The following is a 22,131-nucleotide window of genomic DNA, read 5'->3' on the forward strand; positions in this document are numbered from 1 at the left end:
GGCCCGGAGAGCGTGACGAGCGAGGACCGACCGGGGGTGGGGTCATGCGGCACGAGGACGTGGCGATCATCGGGGCCGCGGGGCTGTTCCCGGGAGCGGACGGCCTGGACGACTTCCACCGGCGGCTGCGCACCGGTTACGACGGCATCGCGCCGCCCACCGCCGAACGGGTGCGCCTGCACGGCGCGCCGCCCGGCGACCGCTACCTCTCCCTCGGCCACCTGGACCGGATCGACCTCTTCGACCACGCCTTCTTCAGGATCTCGCGGCGCGAGGCCGAACTCATGGACCCGCACCAGCGGTTGGTCCTGCAACTGTCCCACCGGGCGGTGGAGAGCGCCGGGTACGCCGTCGGCCGGCTGCGGGGATCGCGCACCGCGGTGTGCCTCGCCCACACCGACTCGCTGTACGGGACGCTGTGCCCGGGTGACGACCCGCAGGGCATCCTCGGCACGCTGTCGGCCGCGACGGCGGCCCGGGTGGCGTACCTGCTCGATCTGGTCGGACCCGCGCTGGTGGTGGACACGGCGTGCAGCAGCGCGCTGGCGGCCGTCGCCCAGGCGGTGCGGGCCCTGCGCTGCGGGGAGGCCGACCTGGCGCTGGCCGGCGGAGTCAGCGTGCAGACGGTGCTGACCGTGCGGGACGAGCGGGAGACGCTGCGCGGCATCGAGTCGCCCTCCGGCTCCTGCCGGCCGTTCGACGCCCGCGCGGACGGCACCGTCGGCGGCGAGGGCGGCGGGATCGTCCTGCTCAAGCCGCTGCGCCGGGCGCTGGCGGACGGCGATCAGGTCCTCGCCGTCCTCAAGGGCATCGCCGTGAACCACAACGGCTACCGCGCGGCCAGCATGGGCGCCCCCAGCCAGCGGGCCCAGACGGAGGTGATCACCGCCGCGTGGCGGGACGCGGACATCGACCCGCGCACCGTGGGATACGTCGAGTGCCACGGGTCGGCGACACCGCTGGGCGACGTCGTGGAGGCCGACGCGCTGCGGCTGGCGTTCCAGGGCGCCGGGGTCGACACGCCGTCCTGCGTGATCGGCTCCGTCAAGGGCGACATCGGACACCTGGGCAACGCGGCGGGGATCGCGGGCCTGTTGAAGGCCGTGGGCAGTGTGCGCGACGGGGTCATCCACCCGTTGGCCCACTTCAGCGAGCCCAACCCGCTGATCGACTTCGGCGGTCCGCTGCGGCTGCGGCCGGCCGGCGGGCCCTGGCCGGAGGGGAACGGTCTGCCGCGGCGTGCCGGGGTCAGCTCCTTCGGCCTCACCGGGACCAATGTGCACGCGGTGCTGGAGCAGGCCCCCGGCCCGCGGCCCGTCGGGTCCCCGCCGTCCCGCGTCCCGGCCGCGCAGCTGGTCACCGTCTCGGCGAGGTCCGTCACCGCCCTGGACCGGTACCGGCTGCGGCTCGCCGACTTCGCGGAGAGCACCGCACACGATCTGCGCACCCTGGCCCATGTGCTCAACCGCGGCCGGGACGACCATCCGTACCGCCTGGCCGTCACCGCCACCGACACGGCGGACCTCGCGCGCGCCCTGCGCTCCGCACCGCTGCCCGCACCCGAGGACGCGGCCGAACAGCGGCCCGTCGTGCTGCTGTTCTCCCCCGACGCCGTCATTCCGTCGGGCGCCTGGGCGGAGTCGGCCGCCCAGGCGCCCGCCCTCGCGGACGTCGCGACCGTGCCCGACGCTGGACCGCGCGGTACCACGCTCCTGCGCCAACTCGGCCTCCACCAGCTTCTGGTGAGCTGGGGCCTGACCGGCGCCCAGCTCGTCGGGCGCGGCACCGACGCCCCGGCCGTGCGTGCCGTCCGGGGCGAGCTGAGCCCCGAGGAGGCGGCCCGCGCCGCCGACGCCGAGGAGCCGGCCGCCGTCGATCCGGACCGGCTGCGCCGGGCGGTCGGCGTGTTCCGCGCCGAAGGGGCGGTGCTGGTCGAGATGGGCGCCGACGGGATGCTCTCACGGGCGCTGCGCGAGGCGGCGCCGGACCTGACGGTACTGCCGCTGCTGACCGGGTCCGGACTCCCGGGGCTGCTGGAGCGGTTCGGCAGGCTGTACGCACTGGGCGGCACGGTCGACTGGGAGCACCACTACCGCGACAGCGCCGTACCCCGGATCGCGGCGCCGACCTACCCCTTCGACCCGGTGCGCTGCTGGGTCCGCGCCCCCGAGAACGTTCCCCCGGCCGCAGGACGCACCGCGCCCCGCGCCCCGGAGCCGGAGGACCGGCGGTCGCCCGCGCCCCGCCGGGGCGGGGCGGCGACGGAACGGCTGGTCGCCGCCGTCTGGCGGGACGTCCTCGGCACCGGTGAACTCGACGGCGACGCGGACTACTTCGCCCTCGGCGGCACCTCGATCGCCGGCATCAGCGTCCTGCGGCGACTGGAACACGACCTGGGCGTCCCGCTCACCTTCGCCGACCTGTACGCCCACCGCACCGTGCGCGCCCTGGCGGCCCACCTCACCGGCCGGCAGCGGGCGGACCAGACCCCGACCGGACGGCGGACGATCCCCCCGCTGGCCTCCCGCGACCGCCTCCCGCTGTCCTACGGGCAGGAGCAACTGTGGTATTTGGACCGGCTGCACCCGCCGGGACCCCTCTACAACATCCCGGCCGACCTGCGCCTGCGCGGCCCGCTCGACGCCGGCGCGCTGCGCGCGGCGCTGGCCGGCCTCGCCGCCCGCCACGAGGTCCTGCGGGTCCGTATCCGCGACGAGGAGGGCGAGCCGTACGCCGAACCACTGCCCGCCGGCCCGGCCCTGGCGCTGGTGGACCTCACCACGCTGCCGGCCGCCGAACGCGAGCCCCGCGCCGTCGCGTTGGCCCACGAGGAGGCGCTGCGCCCCTTCGATCTCGCCGAAGGCCCTCTGCTCCGGGCGACGTTGCTGCGGCTCGCGGACGACGACCACGTGCTGCTGTACACCCACCACCACATCGTCTTCGACGGATGGTCGCCGTCGGTGTTCTTCCGCGACCTCTTCGCCCTGTACCGCGCCCGGACCACCGGCATCCCCGCCCGGCTGCCCGAACTGCCCCTTCAATACGCCGACTTCGCGGCCTGGCAGCGGACCCGGCTGAGCGGGCGGCAGCTGGCCGCGGATTTGGACTTCTGGCGGACCGAGCTGGCCGGCCTGACCACCGAGCCCCTGCCCCTGGACCGTCCCCGGCCGGCCGTCCAGGACGTCCGGGGCGCTCTGGCCGGGTTCACCGTCGACGCCCCGCTCGCGGCCCGGGTGCGCGCCTACAGCCGCGCGCAGGGCGTCACCACCTTCGTCACCATGCTCGCCCTCGTCGACGCCGCCCTGTACCGCTGGGCCGGGATGACCGACGTGGTGGTCGGCGTGGGCACCTCGGGCCGGACCGAGCCGGCCACGCACGAGCTGATCGGCTACTTCAACAACCTGCCGCCCTTCCGCACCCGGGTGGAGGGCTCGCTGGCCTTCGGGGACCTGGTGCGCCGCTGTGCCGCGACCGTCGCCGGCGTGCTCGACCACGAGGACATGCCGTTCGAGAAGATCGTCTCCGCGCTCTGCCGTCACCGCGAGCCCGGCCGCCACCCGCTGTACGACGTGGCCTACACCTACCAGAACGCGCCCGCCCCCGACCTGCCGCCCGGCGACCTGACCCTGTCGAGGCTGCTGGACTCGCCGACGGGCGGCATCGCCCCGGGCACGGCCAAGTTCGACCTCACCGTGGGGGTGACCGACCAGGACGACGGCCCGCTGCACGGCTACCTGGAGTACGCGCTCGCCCTGTTCGACCACGCCACCATGACCGGCCTCGCCGACTGGCTCCCCCGTCTGCTGGACGCCGCGCTGGAGGACCCCGGCCGGCCGCTGGACACCCTGCCCGCCCCGCCGCCCCGCCCGCGGGCCGGTCCGCCCGCCGTACTCGTCGGCGCGGAACCGGCCGCTCGGGACGAACGGCTCGTCGACGACCTGGTACGGCGGCAGGCGGCGCGCCACCCCGGCCGGCCCGCGGTGGTCGGCGCCTCGGGCTCGCACACGTACGCGGAGATCGACGCGGCGGCCGACCGGCTGGCCCATGCCCTGGCCGTCGCCGGCGCAGGGCCGGGCAGCCTGGTGCCGGTGGTGACCGACCGGGGCCCGGACCTGGTCGTGGGCTGGCTCGGCGTGGTCCGGGCCGGCGCCGCCTTCCTGCCCGTCGACCCGGCCTGGCCGCGCGGGCGGATCGAGGACGTCCTGGACGGCGCGCGGATCCCGGCGTCCGCCCCGGTGGTCGGCAGTCTGCCCGGCCGCGTCTGCCTGCCCGCGCGCCCGGCCGGACCCGGCGACGGCCCGGGCCCGGGCCCGGGCACCGGCACGGCTCCGGCGCGGCGGCCCGGGCCGGACGACCTGGCCTACGTCGTCTACACCTCCGGCTCGACCGGTGAGCCGCACGGCTGCGAGATCCGGCACGCCGGTCTGCGCGACCTCGTCCTCTGGTACCAGGACGCGATCGGGCTGACCGGCGAGGACCGGGTGGCGCAGACGGCGGCGCCGGGGTTCGACGCGGCCGTGCTGGAGATCTGGTCGGCCCTGTGCGCCGGCGCCACCCTCCACTTCGCGCCCACCGCGCTGGAGGAGCCGGGCGCGTTCCTGCGCCGGCTCGCCGAGGACGGCGTCACCGCGGCCTTCCTGCCGACCCGGCTCGCCGAGATCGTCCTGACGGAGTGCGCCTGGCCGCCGGATCTCCGGCTGCGGGTGGTGGCGACCGGCGGCGACCGGCTGCGGGTGCGGCCCCCGGCCGACTGCCCGTTCCGGCTGCTGAACATGTACGGCCCGGCCGAGTGCACGGTCGTCTCCACCGCCGGGTGGATCGAACCCGCCGACACCACCGCGGCCACGGAGCCTGCCGACACCACCGGGGCGTCAGGGCCCGCCGACAGCACCGGGGGGATCGAGCGCGATGCCGGCCAGGATCTGCCCGGCATCGGACGGCCCGTCACCGGCACGTCGGTGTACCTGCTGGACGGCCGCGGCGCGCCGGTCGCGGCGGGCCGGACCGGGGAGATCACCGTCGGCGGCCGTGCCGTCGGCCGCGGGTACCGGGCCCTGCCCGGTCTGACCGCCCGGCGCTTCACCGCCGACCCGTTCGGGCCCGAGCCGGGCGGCCGGATGTACCGGACCGGCGACCTCGGGCGGCTGCGCCCGGACGGCACGATCGAGTTCCGGGGCCGCCTGGACGACCAGGTGGAGATCCACGGTCAGCGGGTGGAGCCCGCCGAGACGGAACGGGTGCTCCTCGCCCACCCCTCGGTCCGCGCCGCCGTGGTGGTGCCGTCGCCGGGTCCCGGCGGGACGGTCCGGCTGACCGCCCATGTGACCACCGTCGACCCGGCGCCGACCGGGGAGAGCCTGCGCCACTGGGCCGGCCGCAGGCTGCCCGCCTTCATGGTGCCGAGGACGGTCGTCCGGCACGACCGGCTGCCCCTGACCTCGACCGGAAAGCCCGACCGCGCCCTGCTGCGACGGCTCGCCCATGCCCCTGTGGAGGAGACGGCTGTGCCGAACACCCCGACCGCCCCGCCGAGCGCGCCCGCGCTCCGGCCCGCTGCCGCCGCCGACGAGAGCGGGCCCGGCGCCTCGTACGCCGAGGAGGTGCTGACCCGTGTGGTGGCCGAGCTGCTGGGCGCCGAGCGGGTCCGGCCCGAGGACAACTTCTTCGACGTGGGCGGCGATTCGGTCCTCGGCGTCCGGGTCGCCGCCCGCGCCGCCCGCTCGGGCGTCCACTTCACCCCCCAGCAACTGCTCCAGCACCACAGCCTGCGGGAACTGGCGGCGGCGGCATCGGTCACCGCGCCCACCGCACGACGCGGCGGCGAGAGCACGGACGTCAGGAGCCCCGAGGGCGAACGGGTACGCCGGGGGCCGGTCCCGCTCACCCCGATCATGCGCACCTTCCTGGACCGCATGCCGCCCGGAGCGCCGGACTTCGCGGACGCGCACCTGCTGGAGCTCACCGCGCGGGTCGGCGCCGAGGACCTGCGGGCGGTGATCGGGCACCTGCTGGCGCGGCACGAACCACTGCGCTACCGCTTCCCCCGCAACGACCTGGGCTGGCGGATCGAGCGCGCCGCACCGGGCGACGTCCACGTGTTCGACTCGCTGGTGCTGCCGCCGCTGGACCCGGCGGCCGAGCGTGACTTCCTGACGGCCGACCTGGCACGGCTCAGGACACGGGTCGACCTGGAACGCGGGCCCGCCCTGCGCGTGCGCCACTACGACCGCGGGCACGGCCGCCCGGCCTGGATCGTCCTGCTGATCCACCACTTCGTCTTCGACAACATGTCCACCGTCGTCCTCATCGACGAACTCGACACGCTCCTCGGCGAGCTGGCCGCCGGACGCCCGCTGCCGGCGCCCGTGCCGGTGCCGACCTGGCCCGACTGGTCCCGGCATCTGACCGACATGGCCTCCTCGGACGAGCTGGCCGGCGAACTCGCCTACTGGACCGGCGTCCTGGAGAGCGGCGCCCGCTCCCACCCCGCCACCGAAGCTCCCTTCGGCGGACGGCCGGCCGGCGGCGCCGTGCAGCGCGCGGTGGCGGCGGACCGCGTGGCCCGGGTGCTGCGCGGCGGCCCAGACGCCGAACCGGCCGCCCTGACCGCGTTCGCCCATGCCCTCGCCCGCCGCCGCGGCGCCTCCACCGTCTCCGTGATGACGGAGGGCCGCGCCGAACCCAACGTCTTCCGGCCGGCCGGCGCCTCCCCCGCCATCGGCTGGTTCACCACCCTGCATCCGCTGACCCTGTCCGCCGACCCGGACGCCGGGGTCCGGGACGCCCTCGCGTCCGTCACGGACACGGTCCGCTCCGTGCCCAACGACGGTGTCGGCTACGGCATCCTGCGGCACCTGAGCCCCGGCTCCCCCGGCGTGGACCGGCTGCGCGCCCTGCCCGAGCCGGAGGCCCTGGTGATCCACGGCACCCACGACGGCTCCGGCTTCGACACCGGCGTACGGCTGCTGCGCACCCGCCGCGACCTGACCTCCGGCGCGCCCCGGCTGCTGCCCGGCGGGTTTCCCCTGGTGCTGACGTCGACCGTCACCGAGGACGGCGCGCTGCGGCTGGTGCTGCTGTACGACGACAGCCACAGCGAGAAGGAGGCCGACGCCCTCGCCGACGAGACGGTACGCGCCTTCACCGGACTGCGGGACTGAGATGGCCGCCATCGCGCTGCGCGCGGCCTCCTGGTACCTGCCGCCCACCGCGGTCGCCGTGGCGGACCTGCCGGAGCTGGCCGCTCTGCCGGCGGCCGAGCGAGCGGTGTGCGAGGCACTGGGCATCGACGAGATCCGAGCCGACGACAGCCTGAGCACCGTCGACCTGGCCCTGCGCGCCGCCCGGCAGACCCTCGCCGAGGCCGGCCTCGAACCCGGCGACGTGGACGCCCTCGTGGTCGTGGAGCCCCGGGCGCCCGAGGCGTTCATCACCTCGGAGGTCACCAGACTCCAGGCCCTGCTGGGCACCGACCGGGCGCTGACGTTCTCCGTCGGCGGCCTCGGCTGCGCCTCCCTCACCCCGGCCCTGCTGACCGCGCGGGGCCTGCTGTACGGCGACCCCGACGTCCGTCACGTCCTGGTGGTCCACGGCAGCAGACCGGCGGCCCCGCACCGCTACCGCCACCCGGTCACCGTGTACGGCGACTGCGGTCAGGCGCTGCTGGTCACCCGGGACGGCGGCCCGGTGCGGATCACCGACATCCTGATGGAGAGCGACGGCGCCTACTGGGACCTGTTCCGCGTCGACTTCCGCGACCGCCCCGAGCAGGCGTGGCGGGAGGTGTGCACCGACGTGCCGCGCTACTCGTTCACCCTGGCCATGGAGAGCCGGGCCCGGCTGCGGGCCCTGCGGGACCGGCTCCTGGACCGCAACAACCTGCGCACCGCCGACATCCGACGCCACGTCGGCCAGAACCTCTCCCTGAGTGCCTTCCGCTTCCACGAGGAGGCACTCGGCGCGGCCCTCGACACCGCGTGCCGCGACAATCTGCGCCGCTTCGGCCACCTCGGCGCCAACGACCCCCTCTTCAACCTCTACACCGCGCTGGCCCGCGAGGATCCGGACGATCCCGGCCCCTCCGTCGTCCTCAACATCAGCCCGGCCGCCTCCTGGAGCGTCCTGCTGGTGGACGACGGCGCGGCCTCGCAGAGCCGTTCGCTCGCCTTGTGAGGACGATCCCGGGGCGCGGCCCCGAACCGCCGCCGGGTGCGGGCGTCTTCGGCCGGGAGGCACGTCTCAGTTCCCCGTGCCGGGGGCGCCCGCCCACGCGGTCAGTGCCCGCGCGCGCCCGGCCCGCCGCCCGGCCGGGTCGGCTGCCCGGCTCGCCCAGGCGACATGGCCGTCGGGGCGCACCAAGACCTCGGACACACCTACCAGTTCGGGGTGCTGGTCCCAGCCCGTCACCGTCACGGCTTCGACGCGTTCGCCCCACCCGACCTCGACGGTGGATGCGAGCGCCCCGTCCCCGGCGAAGTCCAGCAGCACGAAACAGCTGCGGTCGGTCAGCTCGTAGAACCGCGTGGCGGACGATCCCGCGGCGGTCAGGCCGATGTCCGGCATGCGCCGTCCCTCCAGCGGGTCGGCGTCCGGACGGCGGGCGGGGTAGACGGTGCCGAGGGCGGACACCCGCGCGGCCAGGGTCCGGTTGACCTCCGCCATGCCCAGGAACTCGTCGAGCATCCCGCGCAACGCGGCGCCGGGTCCCGCGTACTGCGGGACGAGTGTCAGTTCCGCCAGCAGGGTCTGGACCTCCGTGTTCTCGACGACCGCAGCGCCGACCGGCCGGCGCTCGGCGTCGTAGCCGTCCAGCAGCCCGGGCGGCGCCCAGCCGCCGATCTCGGCCGCCAGCCGCCAGCCCAGGCCGGCGGCGTCCTGCAACCCGGTGTTGAGGCCCTGTCCGCCCGCGGGGAAGTGGATGTGGGCGGCGTCGCCCGCCAGCAGGATCCGGCCCGCGCGGTAACAGTCGGCGAGGCGGCTGGCGTTGCCGAAGCGGGACAGCCAGCGCGGCCGGCCGACACCGCAGTCGGATCCGCAGATGTCCGTCAGGGAGGCCCGGAACTCCTCCAGCGTCACGGGCTCCCGGGAGGGGACGCGCATCCGCGCGGGGTCGAGGTAGACGAGCCGGGTGGCCCCGTCCTCCAGCGGTGCGACCAGCACACCGCGGGCCCGCGCGCGCCGAAGCGCCGGATCGGCCGGGTCGATGGTCTCGAAGTCGCCGAGCACACCGGTCAGCGTCTCGTCCGTTCCGGGGAAGCCGATTCCCGCGGCCGTGCGCACCAGGCTGCGTGCGCCGTCGCAGCCCACCGCGTAGGCCGCCCGCAGGGTTCGCCGTCCGCCGGGGCCCCGTACGTCCACCTCGACGCCGTCGGCGTCCTGGCGCACGTCGACGGTCTCGTGCCCGCGCAGGATCTCCACGCCCAGCTCGCCGGCCCGCTCCGCCAGCAGGGCCTCGGTGCGGGCCTGGGCGATGAACAGCGTGTAGGCGTGGCGGCTGTCGAGGGCGGTGAAGTCGAGCCGGGTCTCCAGGCCCGCGAAGTGCCAGCCCGGCACGGTGGCGCCGGCCGCGAGGAAGCGGGGGGCCAGGCCCCGCAGGTCCATCAGCTCGATGCTGCGCGGGTGCAGCGTCAGGGCCCGGGAGTCGCGCTGCGGTGCGAGGCGGCGCTCGACGAGCAACGGCCGGACGCCCGCCAGCGCCAGTTCGCAGGCGAGCATCAGTCCGGTCGGGCCGGCTCCGACGACGATCACATCAGGGGTCACATGCGCCTCCTCATTAATGAACAACGTTCACGTGAACGTCGTTCACTATAATCACCGCCATGAGCGATCCGTCAACCTCCCGTCCCGCCCGCGGCCGGCCGCCCCGCCTCGACCAGGCGCGCACCGTCGAGACCGCCTTGGCGCTGCTGAACGACGCCGGCCTCGACGCGCTGACCATGCGGCGGCTGGCGGAGGCGATGGGCGTGCAGGCGGGGGCGCTGTACCGGTACTTCCGGACCAAGGAGGACCTGCTGACCGCGATGGCCGAGCGCATGATGGCCGGCGTCCGCGGCCCTGCGGGCGGTGCGGACTGGCGTGACCGCCTCTCCGGCCTGGCCGGGGCGTTGCGGCAGGCCCTGCTGGCCCACCGCGACGGCGCCCGGGTGTTCGCCGGGACGCACTCCACCGGTCCGGGCACCCTGGGCTTCGCGGAGGCCTGCACGGGCGTCCTGCGCGACGCCGGATTCAGCGACGCGGACGCGGCCCGGGCCGTGATGGCGGTGGTCCACTTCACCGTCGGGCACACCCTGGAGGAGCAGGCCGCGCTACGGCCGGACGGCGACTCGCCGGCCGACCCGGAGGTTCTGCGCGAGGCGGTCGCCTCCGGCGCGTACCCCCACCTCACAGCCGCCCTGCCCACCCTCGCCGAGCCGGACTACACGCCCCACTTCGACTTCGGCCTCGCTTTGCTGGTGGCGGGGCTCGAAGCGCTGCGTCGGCCGCACCCCTGATGCGAGGGTCCCGGGCCGCCGGGGCCGAGTTCGGAGACTGCGGGATCTTCGGCGTCAGCGGCCCGTACGCGCCCGTACGTCGACCTCCGTGACGCAGGACAGGGGATGCTCACGCCCTTCCAGGACCGCGTCGGACCGGTGGTCGCCCATCAGGTGTCTGCGGAAGAAGGCGTCGGCGTAGGTGCTCAGGACCTTGCGTTCCTGCGGCTCGGTCAGCTGCGTGTCGGGCGCGTCGGCGCCGCCGTCGCCGCACCGGCCCGGCAGTGCCGGGGAGTGGCTCGCGTCGTCCTTCGCGGCCACTTCGCCGCTGTCGGGCGACCATCGGGTGTTGAAGAAGTTGTGGTTGGCGCCGCGCACGGCGAAGCGGTAGAAGGCGGCCGTGCCCCGCGCGGTCGCGTCGTCGGCGAAGGAGAACGCCTCCTGACCGACCTGCCCGTCGCAGGAGCCCCGCATCACGGCCAGCGGTGTGCGGTCGACGCGGTAGACGGACATGTCCTCGGTCATGACGTTGTAGGCGGGGGCCAGTGCCAGGACCGCCTTGACCCGCACACCGGCGGGCCATCGGCCCCGGTGGGCCTCCGCGGCCTGCCAGGTCACCCCGGCGCCTCCTCGTGAGTGGCCCAGGGTGCCGACCCGCCGCATGTCGACGCGGTGCCGGAAGTCGACGTTCACCCGCTTGCCCGTGGCCGGGTCGACGAAGCGTCCGGCCAGTCCGCCCGCGCCGGTCGCGTCGAGTCGCTGCCACAGGGCCAGATGGCGGTCGAGGAGATCGGCGCGGGCGGAGGCGTTCTGGTCTCCGGTGACGGACGAGGCGTTGACGCCGTTCGCGCTGACGGACACCACGACGAAGCCCTGCGCCGCCAGGTCGCGGGCCAGGTAGTCGTACCCGTGGTCACTGGCGATCGGCCGTATGCCCGGTGCGCACGGCCAGTTGTACAGTTTCTGACCGGCCGCGGCGTAGGCGTCCCAGTCCCCGGCCTTCTCGGCCGCGTCCCGCTCCGTCGCGGCCTTCCGGTCGGCGCACGTCTCGTGCAAGCCGTGGAGCAGGACGACCATCGGATGGCGCACCGCGCCCCGATGGTCCTTCGGGTAGTGGACGGTCCCGGCCAGCTCCCCGGGCTCGCCGGTTTCGGCGAGCCGGTAGGCCGTGGAACCGAGGTCGTAGTCGACGACTCCGACGGCGTACCGGCCGGTGGCCGTTCCGGCGTGGGGCCGAACGCCGGCTTGTGCGGTGCCCGCGGCCGAGACCGCCAGCACGGTGGCGGCGGCCACGAGACCCCGGCGCGTACGCCGTCGGAGGCCGGCGGTGTTCCTTGTCCGGTGCTTCACGAAATGCTCCAGGTGAAAGGGGTGAACTGGGCGGGTCGAGCCGTACCGGGGCAGGTGGAGTCCCCCCGATGACGGGTCGCTCGCCGGGAGTGCGGGACGGGCCGGGCTCAGCGCTCGCGCCACCAGCGCGCCGCGGGGCCGAAGACGTCCCGGAGCGTGTTGGTGGCGCAGTGGATCTCGCCCTCGCCGACGTGCGCGCTGATGAGGTCGTCCACGTAGCTGACCTGGTATCCGGTGCCGCGGAAGGCCGCGGTGACGGCCTCGGCGAAGACGTCCTTGCCGTCGACGACCGGGCCGTAGGGCTTGGGGGCGACGTAGTGCCCGCCGTTCAGCACAAGCCCGTTGGCGGTGCCGGGGATCTCGGCGACGGCGTCCCGCATCGCCTCCAACTGCCTTTGCTTGGCGTCCTTTTCGGGGCCGTCCTGCATGCCGCGGATCTCGGTCTCCAGCATGGCGTAGTCCAGGGACCGGGCGGTGAACAGGGCGGGGACCCGGACGATCTCCGCGCCCGTCAGACCCGTCTTCGCCTTCAGTACGGCGAGGTCGGCGTCGATCCGCTCGGCGGCCCGCTCGTTGGTGCCGGTGAACTGGGCGTCGGCGAGGAAGGCGTCGACGCTGCGCTGGTCGATCCGCCCGTCGTACGGCCACTCCAGCTCGGGCAGGCCGCCGTGCAGCGGGTCCGCCCCGTGGCCCTTGGCCCGCACCTCGCGCAGGAGGGCGAGGCCGGCCTGCGGATCGGCGACCACGGCCCGCCGGCCCAGGCGGCTTCCGGGCGCCGGCAGGAACTGGACGAACTCGTCGACGTGGCCGATGGTCAGCCACGAGGTGTCGAGGGAGACCGGGTCCTGCATGCCCTGGGCCCGCAGGAAGGCGAGCATCTCGGGCGCGGGACCGCTCGGGCCGGGAGCGAGGCCGTCACCGCCGATGACCACGCGGCCGTGCGGGTTGCCGGGGCTCGGCGGGACCGTCTCCAGATTGCCCATCGAGTCGTAACTGCTGTTCTCGTCGACGTCGGGCACGTGGCCGATGTGGACGGCCGCCACGTCATGTCCGGCCAGTTCGGTGAAGGCGGTCCGCGTGGCGATGCGCCGGTCGTCGTTGACCGAGGTGATCAGGACGCGCATGCCGTGCGGGCGGCCGTTCCGGCCGGGGACGGAGACGTAACCCGGCTCGAAGGCGTCCTGGGCCCAGGTGTCCCCCTTGGTGTCCAGCGCACGGGAGGGACGGCGCACTCCCCCGGCGGGCAGTGCGGCGTCCAGTTCCTTCACGAACGCCTGCGCGTAGGTGTCGCCTTCGTCGGTCCCGGCCCGCAACACCTCCTGTACGGAGGCGGTGTTCAGCTGGGTGAGCACGGGCGCCTGACGTAGCGTCAGGACGGCCGAGGAACTGGCCCCGTCCGCCGTCACGGTGAGGGTGACGCGGGTACGGCCGTCCCACCGCGCGGTGTCCCTGACCACGTCGCGGCCCTCCACACCGAGTTCCACACCGCGCCGCAGCTCCTGTGCGGTGAGCCGGGTCTCCGGGCCGATCGCCTCCCAGCCGCGCGGCGCGGAGCCGTCGGGCCGGTGGACGAACAGCCGTATCCGGCCGGCGTCCTGGGCGGGCACGGTGAGGCGTCCGCTCGCTGAGGCGGGGGCGCCGGCCCACGCCCGGGTGCGGAACCGGCCGAGGTCGGCCTCGTCGTCGCCGCCGTTGACCACGTCGTCCGCGGCGTCGTCGCACGCCGCCAGGTCGCGGTCGGTCTTGTTCTGTTCCCAGCGGTGGGTGCGGACCAGTTCGGCCCACTCCGCCTCGGCCTTCTCGCGGTCGGGTTCCTTCTCCAGCTCGGCGCGCTTCTCCCAGAACGCCTCGTCGTTGGCGCTCTCCCGGTCCACGGCCCCTTCGACCAGAGCGCGGGCGCGCTCGCGGCAGACGCCGGCGTCGTCGTCGATGTTCGGCAGGAAGAGCAGGTCGGGGCCGGCCTCGCCCGGCTGGTCCCCGACGAGTGCGGCGACGGGTGCGGCGGCGGCCGCGGCCGGGAGGGCCGACCAGAGGGCGCCGACGGTCACGGCACCGGTGAGCAGGATGCCGCGCGTGTGAAGTCTCATGGCGCGCATGCTGGCAGAACAATGTGCGCATCCTGTCAGGACATTGTGGGCCGTGACCGGTGAATGTCCGGCAGGCGAAGGGTGAACGTCGTCCCCGCCCCGGCGGTGCTGGCCACGGAGACGGCGCCGCCGTGCGCCTCCATCAGTTTGCGGACGATCGCCAGCCCCAGTCCGCTGCCGCCGGTGTCGCGGCTGCGGGATTTCTCCGCACGCCAGAACCTGTCGAACACCCGGGGCAGGTCCTCCGCCGCGATACCCGCCCCGGTGTCCGCCACCTCGATCGTCGTCAGGCCGCTGTCCGCCGTGACGCGCAGGGTCACCGAGCCGCCGGACGGAGTGTGCCGGATCGCGTTGGAGAGCAGATTGCCCACGACCTGCCGCAGCCGGACCGGATCGCCCTCGATCCAGTGCTCCCGCGGTGCTTCGACGGCGACCCGCACACCCGCCGACTCGGCGCGGGCCCGGTAGGCGGCCCCGGCCTGGCTCACCAGCTCGCCCACCTCCAATTGCTCGGGATGCACGCGCAGTTCGCCCGCGTCGGCCGCGGCCAGGTCCTGGAGGTCGTCGATGACGTGCTGCAGCAGGACGGCCTCCTCGTGCAGCGAGGCGAGGAAGTCCTCGTCGGCCGGTACGTGGCCGTCCTGAGCCGCTTCCAGCCAGCCACGGATGTTGCTCAGCGGCGTACGCAGTTCGTGCGCCACGTCGCTCACCATGACGCGACGCTGCTCCTCCAGACGGTCGCGGTGGACGGCCATGTCGTTGAACGTCCTCGTCAGCTGCCCGATCTCGTCACCGGTGGTCACCGGGACCAGCGCGCTGCCGCCGTCGCGCATGCGCTGGGCCGCGTCCGTCAGCGCCCGCAGCGGCCGGGCCAGCCGGGTGGCGGCGAGCACGCTGACCCCGACGGCCAGGGCGAGGACCAGACCCGCGGCGCCCACCACCCGCACGATGCCGGCGCCGGAGAGCCGGAACCCCTGGACGGCCGTCTCCCCGGAGCCCACGAACAGTCGCGCCGGCGGTGCCACGGCGGACTTCAGCAGCGCCTTGCGCCCTTCGGTGACGCAGGCCGGGATCCGCCGCTCCGCGCCCTCCCGGAGCGGGAGCGCCTCCGCCGCAACCAGCCGCCATGAGAAGTCCGGTGCCACTCTCACGCCGTCCAGCCCGGTGTTCTTCAGACACCCGGCGACCAGGACGTCGAGAGCGTCCAGCGCGACGCGCTCGGTCGGTACGGGCTCCTTCAGCGCCGTGCCGTCGCAGGCCGCGGCCCGCCGGTCGTCCGAGCCGGTGAAGGTGCGGATCCTGGGACGCCCGCTCGGCGTGCTGACGACAGCGGCCTCCACGCCCTGCTCGCGCAGACACCTGACCTGCCGCAGCGCGTAGGCGTTCAGCGTGCGTTCCTCGGCGGCAGTGAGCCGGAACGGGCCGGTGGCGCGCGGGTCGATGGGGTCGGCGCGGTTGACGGACAGGGGGTCGATGACGGCCCAGGCCCGGCCGGGCAGCCCGTCGGGCCGCGGCGCGCTGTCGGAGACGAGGGCGCCGGTCTGCGTGGTGAGCGCGATGCGGCGGCCGGTCCGGCGCGCCAGGTCGCGGACGACGGGCCGCACACCGTCCCAGGTCTTGTGCGTGGCGGCGTACCCGGTGAGGGTGTCCAGCAGCAGTGTGTCGTCGGCGAGGAGGCGGTCCTGCTGCTTGTCGATGGCGCCGGACGTCGTCTGGACCGCGATCCAGGCGGTGGCGGCGACCGAGCAGGTGGCGACCAGCACGGAGACGGCCAGCATCCGCATGAGCAGACCTCGGCGCCGCAGCAGTCCGACGGCCCCCGCTCCCCCGCGCGCACCCGTGCCCCTACCCACGGTCCGGCCCGGCGGTGAGCTTGTAGCCGACGCCGTACACCGTGACCAGACGGGACGGCCGGCCCGCGGACGTCTCGATCTTCCTGCGCAGGTTCATGACGTGCGCGTCCACCGTCCGGGAGGAGACGAACCGGTCGATGCCGTGCAGCTCGTGCAGCAACTGCCGTCGGCTGAACACCCGCTCGGGCTGCTCCGCCAGCGCGGCGAGCAGCCGGAACTCCCCCGCCGTGCACTCGACCGGCCGCCCTTCCACAGTCACCAGGTGCCGGACGGGGTCGACGGTGACCGCGCCGACGGACAGGACGGGGGTGGCGCCGGGGTCGTCCCGCCCCGCCGTCCTGCGCAGCAGGGCGCGCACGCGTGCCACCAGTTCGCGCGGGCTGTAGGGCTTGGTGAGGTAGTCGTCGGCGCCGAGGTCCAGCCCGAGGAGCAGATCGTCCTCGGTCGATCGCGCGGTGAGCATGAGAACGGGCAGCCCGGTCAGTTCCCCCTCCGAGGAGCGCAGGACGCGGACCACGTCCAAGCCGTCCACGCGGGGCATCATCACGTCGAGCACCACCAGGTCGGGCCTGGACCGCCGGATGTACTCCAGTGCGTCACGGCCGTCCCGGACGACCACGACGTGGTGCCTCTCGCTCTCCAGATAGACCCGGGCCAGCCGTGCCTGCTTCTCGTCGTCCTCGGCAACCATCACATGTGCGCACACGCCGACGAGGATAGGCAGCCGGCCGGGAAGGAAGGGAGGAGGTGCGGGCGTCCTGACCGGTCGCCGACCCCGGCATGACAGGTTCCTCACATTTCCCCGCGCGCTCGCCGCCCGGCGGGACATACGTCACGGGCCGGTGCCGGAGCGGGTCGGCCGCGACCCGAGTGCCGCCCGGGAGATGCGGCCGGCCCGCTCCGCCGTGATGGTGGAGGGGCTGGATCATCGCTTGCTTCCACATGAGGGGCGGACCGGGACATGGACAAGACGCAGCTCGTCGAGATGACCGCGCGGCGCGCCGGCGAGGACACAGACGGCCGGGACCTCTCGGCGGAGGACGTCAGCCGGGTCCTTGACGCCCTCTTCGGTACGGTCGAGCACCCCGGGTCGATCGCCGAGGCGCTCAAGGAGCGGCAGTCCGTCAACCTGGGAAGCTTCGGCGCTTTCCGGGCGGCGGACGGCACGGCCTCCTTCCGGCCGGGCAAGGCGCTCGACGAATACCTCCAGGAGCGGGCCGGGTGAGCGCACGGGCCGTGCGGTGACGCACGGGCCGTGCGGTGAGGTGACGACCGTCCCGCGTCGGTACCGCCGTCCGGACTCGGCCCCCCGGTCACGTTCGCGCGGCCGCGCCGGCGCCGGGACTTGCCACCGGCCTCGCTCCCGGCGGACAGTGTCCTGGGCGCATCCGTGATCACGCGCTCCCGGACGCCGGCGTTGTCCGGGTACTGCCAGGGGGAAGGTCGAACGGCGCATGGTCGTGAGTCTGAGCAAGGTCGAGCAGAGCGCACCCGCGCTGGTGAGCCTCTACAAGACGGCCGGGGCTTCGGTGGAGTCGCGGGGGCTGAGCGGTCAGAGCGTCGCCGTCTATCTGGTGGTCGACTACTCCTACTCCATGCGGCCCTACTACCAGGACGGCAGCGTCCAGGCGCTCGCCGACCGGGTGCTGGGGCTGTCGGCCCATCTGGACGACGACGGCACCGTGCCGGTCGTCTTCTTCTCCAGCGGCGTCGACTCCCTCACCGAGATCGCCCTGGAGGATCACGAGGACCGGATCGACCGGATCGTCGCGGGTCTCGGCAGCATGGGCGGCACCAACTACCACAAGGCGATGGACGCCGTCGTCCGTCACTACCGCGAGAGCGGCTCCACGGCCCCGGCCCTGGTCCTCTTCCAGACGGACGGTGCGCCCACCAGCAAGAGCGCGGCGGAGAAGCGCCTGTGCGAGGCCGCGACGCTGCCGATCTTCTGGCAGTTCATCGGCTTCGGCAGCCAGAACAGCGGCCAGTTCCGCTTCTTGCGGAAACTGGACGAGCTGGCGGTTCCGGAGAAACGCCCCATCGACAACGCGGGGTTCTTCGCCGTGGGCCGCGACGCGCGGAGCGTCTCCGACGCGAAGCTGTACGACCTGATGCTCTCCGAGTTCCCCACCTGGCTCGCCGCCGCCCGCGCCCAGGGCATCGTGCCGGCAGGCCAGGACAGCCAGGCCGACGCGGCCCCCGGGCCGACCCTCCCCGGCGCCCCGGCCTCGGCCACCCGGCGCCAGGGCTTCTGGGCACGGCTGTTCGGCCGCTGACCCGACACGGTCCGGCCTCCCGTGCCGACCGGCGGTGCGGAACCGGCGCGGGCACACTCCGGTGAGGCACCGGTCAGCACTGCTTCACAGCGGTACCGCGTGCGCTGCGCGCCCCACCGACGGAGTGAATCGCACGCGATGGCGGCCTGTTGGAGTCGGCAGGCCAGTATCTGTAGTGGCATACGTCGAGGTGAAGGACGAGCGGAGGAAGCGGCAGTGACGTTTGCCATGGGACTTCTGGAGCGAGAGGCGTTCTTGGCGGAGGCACGGTTCGGTGTGCTGTCCGTGGCGCAGGAGGACGGAGTCGCGACCCTCGCCGTGCCCATTTGGTACGCCTTCTCCCCGGGGCAGGAGGTGGTGATCCACACGCATCGGCATTCTCGGAAAGCCCAGCTCATCCGGACGACGGGCCGCTTCGGCATCTGTGTCCAGGCGGATACGCCACCGGTTCGCTACGTCAGCGTCGAAGGACCGGTGACGTCCGAAAGCGATGTCGAGCCGGGGGCCCGAGAAGCCATGGCCCACCGGTATCTGTCACCACAGATGGCCAGGGCCTACCTGAAAGCGACGGCAGAACAACAGGTGGGAGCGTCGGCCGCGTTCCACATGAGGCCGACACGCTGGCGCACCGCGAATTACAGCGCCATGTCCCTCGACCCGTCCTCGTGAGTTCCCCCGCCACGCCGGTCGGCGGGCGTGCGCGAAGCCTAGTCGCGGCCATGGCGTACCCCCGCCCTGCGGCCACACCTTCGACGACGGAGGGATCGGCGGTTTCACAAGCTCTCACAGTCCGTCCGACGACAGTACGGCGAAACTCATCAAGCTCACCCAGACGGCATGACCGGGGACCACACGCCGAACCACTGCTCGGCGCCGTACTCCTCGAACCGCCGTGCCTCGGTGAACGCCAGCTTCGCCGCGAGGCGCATCGAGCGGTCGTTGGCCGTCTGGGTGCACAGCACCACCGGTTCGCCGGGGAAAGCGTCGGCGAACCAGCCGAGCGCCGCCGCGCACGCCTCGGCGGCGTATCCGCTCCCCCACGCCTCCGGCAGGAACACGTAGCTGAGCTCGGCCTCCCCGCCGCCTGGACGGACGTGCCCCGGACGCTCCGCGCCGCGCCGATCCAACGTGACCGCGCCGATCATCGTTCCATCGCGCTCGACCACGAAGATACCCCGGCGCCGCCCGGGCACCTCAGGCACCACGTGTGCGAGTTCGTCACGGGGACGAGGGCCACCGAGGTAGGCGCGCACCTCGGGCGAGGCGAGCAATTCGACGAAGGCCGCACGGTCCCGAGCCTCCGACTCGCGGAGCACGAGCCGCTCGGTCCTCATCGGGGCAGGTGGCCAGGTGACGGGTCCCAACTCGGTCATGGCGGGCAACCTATCCCACACCCATGAGCAGCACAGTCGGCGACTTGGCGCAGCAGCACGGTCGCGGCGAACGCGGCAACGGCAGGCAATTGCGAGGATCGCGATCGGACTCCGCTGTTCATCCTGACCCACCAGGCCCGTGAATCGTGGTGGTCTTGCCCACGGCCGCCTTGGCGCCGGATTCCACCCATGCCCCGCCGCTGTTGCGTCCGGTGCCCTTGGCGAACCCGCGAACAGCGTGTCCAGGACGGCTCTGCGGCCGTGATCGCTCTCGCTGCATCGTGATCACCGCTCAGGCCGGCTCCATGACGAGACAATCCACCGCTACGCTGATCGGGGCAGTCCACAGTGACTACGACCCGAGGGAAGACCGTGAACCGACCGCTGCTGTTCCTCGATGTGGACGGGCCGCTCAACCCCTACGCGGCCAAGCCGGAGAGGCGTCCCGACGGCTACACCACACTCAAAGTTCCCCGACCCGACGCCGATCAGGACGACAGGGGTCTCTCGTCCCGACGGCGACCCCTGCGTGTCTGGCTCAACCCGGAGCACGGGCACGTCCTGCTCCAGCTCGGCTTCGAGCTGTGCTGGGCCACCACATGGATGGGCGACGCCAATCGGTGGATCGCACCGGTCCTCGGCCTTCCGGAGCTCCCCTTCGTCGACTTCGGCGCCGTCCTACTCCGAGAACGCGCCGATGGAGTCCACTGGAAGACCGGCCCGCTGGTGGACTACGCCGCCGGCCGTCGCTTCGCCTGGGTGGACGACGAGCAGAGTGAGCTGGATCAGACCTACGTGACCGCCAACCACCGAGGACCCGCGCTGCTTCACCACGTCAACCCGCGGATCGGCCTACGAGAGAACGACTTCCACATACTCGCCGACTTCGCCCGCGTACCGGCGTGAGCGAAGTGTCTCGGTGGGCGGTCTGGGGCGAGGGCGGCTGGACGAACCGCATCGCCCAACGCGTGCAGAACCTCCCGCGCTCCCGTCCACCCGGACTCACCGCATCCCCGGCAGGCGACGCAACTCGCTGATCTTCAGCAGCCGGGCGAGAAGGAGGTAGCCCACGGCTGTCGTGAGCACCCCGGCGGCCAGTGCGATGGCCGCAGGCCACGGTCCGCTTCCCAGGTCCGCGCACGCACGCGCCGTACCCCAGCCCAGACCCGCGGCCGGGCCCGCGGCGCAGAACAGTTTCCCGTAGGTGCGCCACACGCCGCCGTCGTCGATGCGGCTCCCAAGTCTTCTGCGCAGCAGGCGCGCGGTGAGTGCGAGACCGGCCACGTAGGAGAGCGTGTAGGCCCCGGCCATGCCGACCACCGCCCAGCGGGCCGGCAGCAGCGCATGACAGGCCGTGGCCAGCGCGATGTTCACCCCCGCGATCCAGGCCGCCATGAAGAACGGAGTGCGGGTGTCCTCGAACGCGTAGAAGCCGCGCAGCAAGAGGTACTGGGCGGAGAAGGGGATGAGTCCGAGTCCGAACGCCCGCAGCATGTATCCCAGCGGGCGGGTCGAGGCGGCGTCCGCCGACCCGTGGGCGAACAGCAGCGATGCGACCTGAGGTCCCAGAGCGAGGAAGAGGAACGCGGCGGGCACGATGACCACGCCGCTGATCCGCAGCGCCCGTGACAGGTCCGCGCGCAGATCCGGGACGCGCCCCTCGGCCACGGCCCGGCTCATGCGCGGCAACAGGGCCGTGACCAGGGACACTGTCACGATCGACTGGGGCAGCATCCAGATGGTCTGCGCGTAGGTGTAGGCCGAGTAGCCCGCGCCGGCCTGCGGCAGTTCCTGGTCGGCGGCGTTGGCGTAGTTCGTGACGACCGTCAGGGCGACCTGGTTGGCCAGGACGAACAGCAGCGTCCACTTCGCCGCGTGAACGCTCTTGCCCAGCCCGGTGCCCCGCCAGTCGAACCGCGGGCGGAAACGGAAGCCCGCGGCCCGTGCGAACGGGATCAACGCCAAGGCCTGCAGGGCGATGCCCGCTGTCGTCCCGATCCCCAGCAGCCGCACCTGGTCGGCGGTGATGTCCTCCACCCGGCCGGGAACCGTCATCAGCCCCAGATAGGCGCCGAACATGACGACCAGCACGAGGTTGTTCAGCACCGGGGTCCACATCATCGCGCCGAACTTCTCGCGGGCGTTCAACACCTGCCCGTAGATGCTGAAGAGTCCGTAGAAGAAGATCTGCGGCAACAGGAACCGCGCGAACGTCACCGTCAGCGCGAAGGCCGCGTGGCTGTCCGGGGCGTCCCGCATGTACAGGCCCACGATCCGCGGCGCCGCCCACACCGCCAGCGCCGTGCCCGCACCCAGTACACAGACCACGAGCGTGACCAGACGCTGCTCGTAGGCGCGTCCGCCATCGGGCTGCGTCGTCCTGGCCCGGACCAGCTGCGGCACCAGCACGGCGTTGAGCGCCCCACCGATCAGCAGCGTGTACAGGCTCGTCGGCACGGTGTTCGCCGTGTTGTACGTACTGGCCAGCAGTCCCGTTCCCAGCGCCGCGGCCTGTAACACTTGGCGGATCAGTCCCGTCGCCCGCGACACCACCGTGCCCACGGCCATCAGCAAGGACGAACGAGCCGGCCCGCCCTCGTTCTTCGTGCGCCGGGCGGCATGCCGCCCCCTTGTCCGCTGCTCCTGCGGCATGGTCCGCGCCGCGGAGTTCGCCCCCTCCACCATGCCGTCAATCTATGCCCCCTGCCTCAAGCGAAGCGTCG

The 22,131-nt window shown here is 73.6% G+C and carries 14 protein-coding genes; 7 read left to right on the forward strand and 7 right to left on the reverse strand.

Going from position 1 to position 22,131, the window contains the following annotated elements:
- Window positions 1–44: 44 nt before the first annotated feature.
- Together ABEB07_RS19720 and ABEB07_RS19725 are read left to right on the forward strand one after the other, a co-directional pair.
- Window positions 45–7,160, forward strand: coding sequence for an amino acid adenylation domain-containing protein (locus ABEB07_RS19720; protein ID WP_345669530.1), 7,116 nt, complete (start codon window positions 45–47; stop codon window positions 7,158–7,160).
- 1 nt (window position 7,161) lies between these two features.
- Complete coding sequence (locus ABEB07_RS19725) at window positions 7,162–8,172, forward strand: 3-oxoacyl-ACP synthase (RefSeq protein ID WP_345669531.1); 1,011 nt, start codon at window positions 7,162–7,164, stop codon at window positions 8,170–8,172.
- Window positions 8,173–8,238: 66 nt separating this feature from the next.
- Here ABEB07_RS19725 and ABEB07_RS19730 read toward each other — a convergent pair whose 3' ends face one another.
- Window positions 8,239–9,759, reverse strand: coding sequence for a monooxygenase (locus tag ABEB07_RS19730; RefSeq protein ID WP_345669532.1), 1,521 nt, complete (start codon window positions 9,757–9,759; stop codon window positions 8,239–8,241).
- Window positions 9,760–9,818: 59 nt separating this feature from the next.
- Here ABEB07_RS19730 and ABEB07_RS19735 point away from each other — a divergent pair, with 59 nt between their 5' ends.
- Window positions 9,819–10,490 (forward strand): TetR/AcrR family transcriptional regulator, encoded by a 672-nt coding sequence (locus ABEB07_RS19735; protein ID WP_345669534.1) that lies wholly within the window; start codon window positions 9,819–9,821, stop codon window positions 10,488–10,490.
- 54 nt (window positions 10,491–10,544) lie between these two features.
- On the opposite strand, the gene ABEB07_RS19740 is transcribed toward ABEB07_RS19735, so the two are convergent.
- The 4 genes from ABEB07_RS19740 to ABEB07_RS19755 all read right to left on the reverse strand — a co-directional run bounded on the left by ABEB07_RS19740 (window position 10,545) and on the right by ABEB07_RS19755 (window position 16,465).
- Window positions 10,545–11,762 carry an alpha/beta hydrolase gene (locus tag ABEB07_RS19740; protein ID WP_345669536.1) on the reverse strand — a complete coding sequence of 406 codons (1,218 nt, stop codon included), beginning with the start codon at window positions 11,760–11,762 and terminating at the stop codon, window positions 10,545–10,547.
- Between the two features lie 164 nt (window positions 11,763–11,926).
- On the reverse strand, window positions 11,927–13,906 hold the full coding sequence (locus ABEB07_RS19745; protein ID WP_345669537.1) for a protein-arginine deiminase family protein: 1,980 nt from the start codon (window positions 13,904–13,906) through the stop codon (window positions 11,927–11,929).
- Between the two features lie 35 nt (window positions 13,907–13,941).
- Window positions 13,942–15,690, reverse strand: a complete 1,749-nt coding sequence (locus ABEB07_RS19750; protein WP_345669539.1) for a sensor histidine kinase — start codon at window positions 15,688–15,690, stop codon at window positions 13,942–13,944.
- 61 nt (window positions 15,691–15,751) lie between these two features.
- A complete protein-coding gene (locus tag ABEB07_RS19755; RefSeq protein WP_345669540.1) occupies window positions 15,752–16,465 on the reverse strand; it encodes a response regulator transcription factor in 714 nt (237 codons plus the stop codon).
- Between the two features lie 255 nt (window positions 16,466–16,720).
- On the opposite strand from ABEB07_RS19755, the gene ABEB07_RS19760 reads away from it, so the two are divergent.
- From ABEB07_RS19760 to ABEB07_RS19770, 3 genes are all read left to right on the forward strand, one after another.
- A complete protein-coding gene (locus tag ABEB07_RS19760; protein ID WP_345669541.1) occupies window positions 16,721–16,984 on the forward strand; it encodes an HU family DNA-binding protein in 264 nt (87 codons plus the stop codon).
- A gap of 229 nt (window positions 16,985–17,213) precedes the next feature.
- Window positions 17,214–18,035: a vWA domain-containing protein gene (locus ABEB07_RS19765; RefSeq protein ID WP_345669542.1), complete on the forward strand. Its 822-nt coding sequence runs from the start codon at window positions 17,214–17,216 to the stop codon at window positions 18,033–18,035.
- Window positions 18,036–18,251: 216 nt separating this feature from the next.
- Complete coding sequence (locus tag ABEB07_RS19770; protein WP_345669543.1) at window positions 18,252–18,704, forward strand: pyridoxamine 5'-phosphate oxidase family protein; 453 nt, start codon at window positions 18,252–18,254, stop codon at window positions 18,702–18,704.
- Window positions 18,705–18,859: 155 nt separating this feature from the next.
- On the opposite strand, the gene ABEB07_RS19775 is transcribed toward ABEB07_RS19770, so the two are convergent.
- On the reverse strand, window positions 18,860–19,408 hold the full coding sequence (locus tag ABEB07_RS19775; protein WP_345669544.1) for a GNAT family N-acetyltransferase: 549 nt from the start codon (window positions 19,406–19,408) through the stop codon (window positions 18,860–18,862).
- A gap of 372 nt (window positions 19,409–19,780) precedes the next feature.
- On the opposite strand from ABEB07_RS19775, the gene ABEB07_RS19780 reads away from it, so the two are divergent.
- Entirely contained in the window at window positions 19,781–20,314 is a 534-nt protein-coding gene (locus tag ABEB07_RS19780; RefSeq protein ID WP_345669545.1) for a hypothetical protein, read from the forward strand.
- A 96-nt stretch (window positions 20,315–20,410) separates the two neighbouring features.
- Here ABEB07_RS19780 and murJ read toward each other — a convergent pair whose 3' ends face one another.
- The gene (murJ, locus tag ABEB07_RS19785; RefSeq protein WP_345669546.1) at window positions 20,411–22,093 is read right to left on the reverse strand and encodes a murein biosynthesis integral membrane protein MurJ; all 1,683 of its coding nucleotides are present in this window, start codon (window positions 22,091–22,093) and stop codon (window positions 20,411–20,413) included.
- Window positions 22,094–22,131: the final 38 nt, after the last annotated feature.

Origin of the sequence: Streptomyces similanensis (assembly GCF_039543625.1) — a bacterium.
In the GTDB taxonomy this organism is placed as follows: Bacteria; Actinomycetota; Actinomycetes; order Streptomycetales; family Streptomycetaceae; genus Streptomyces; species Streptomyces similanensis.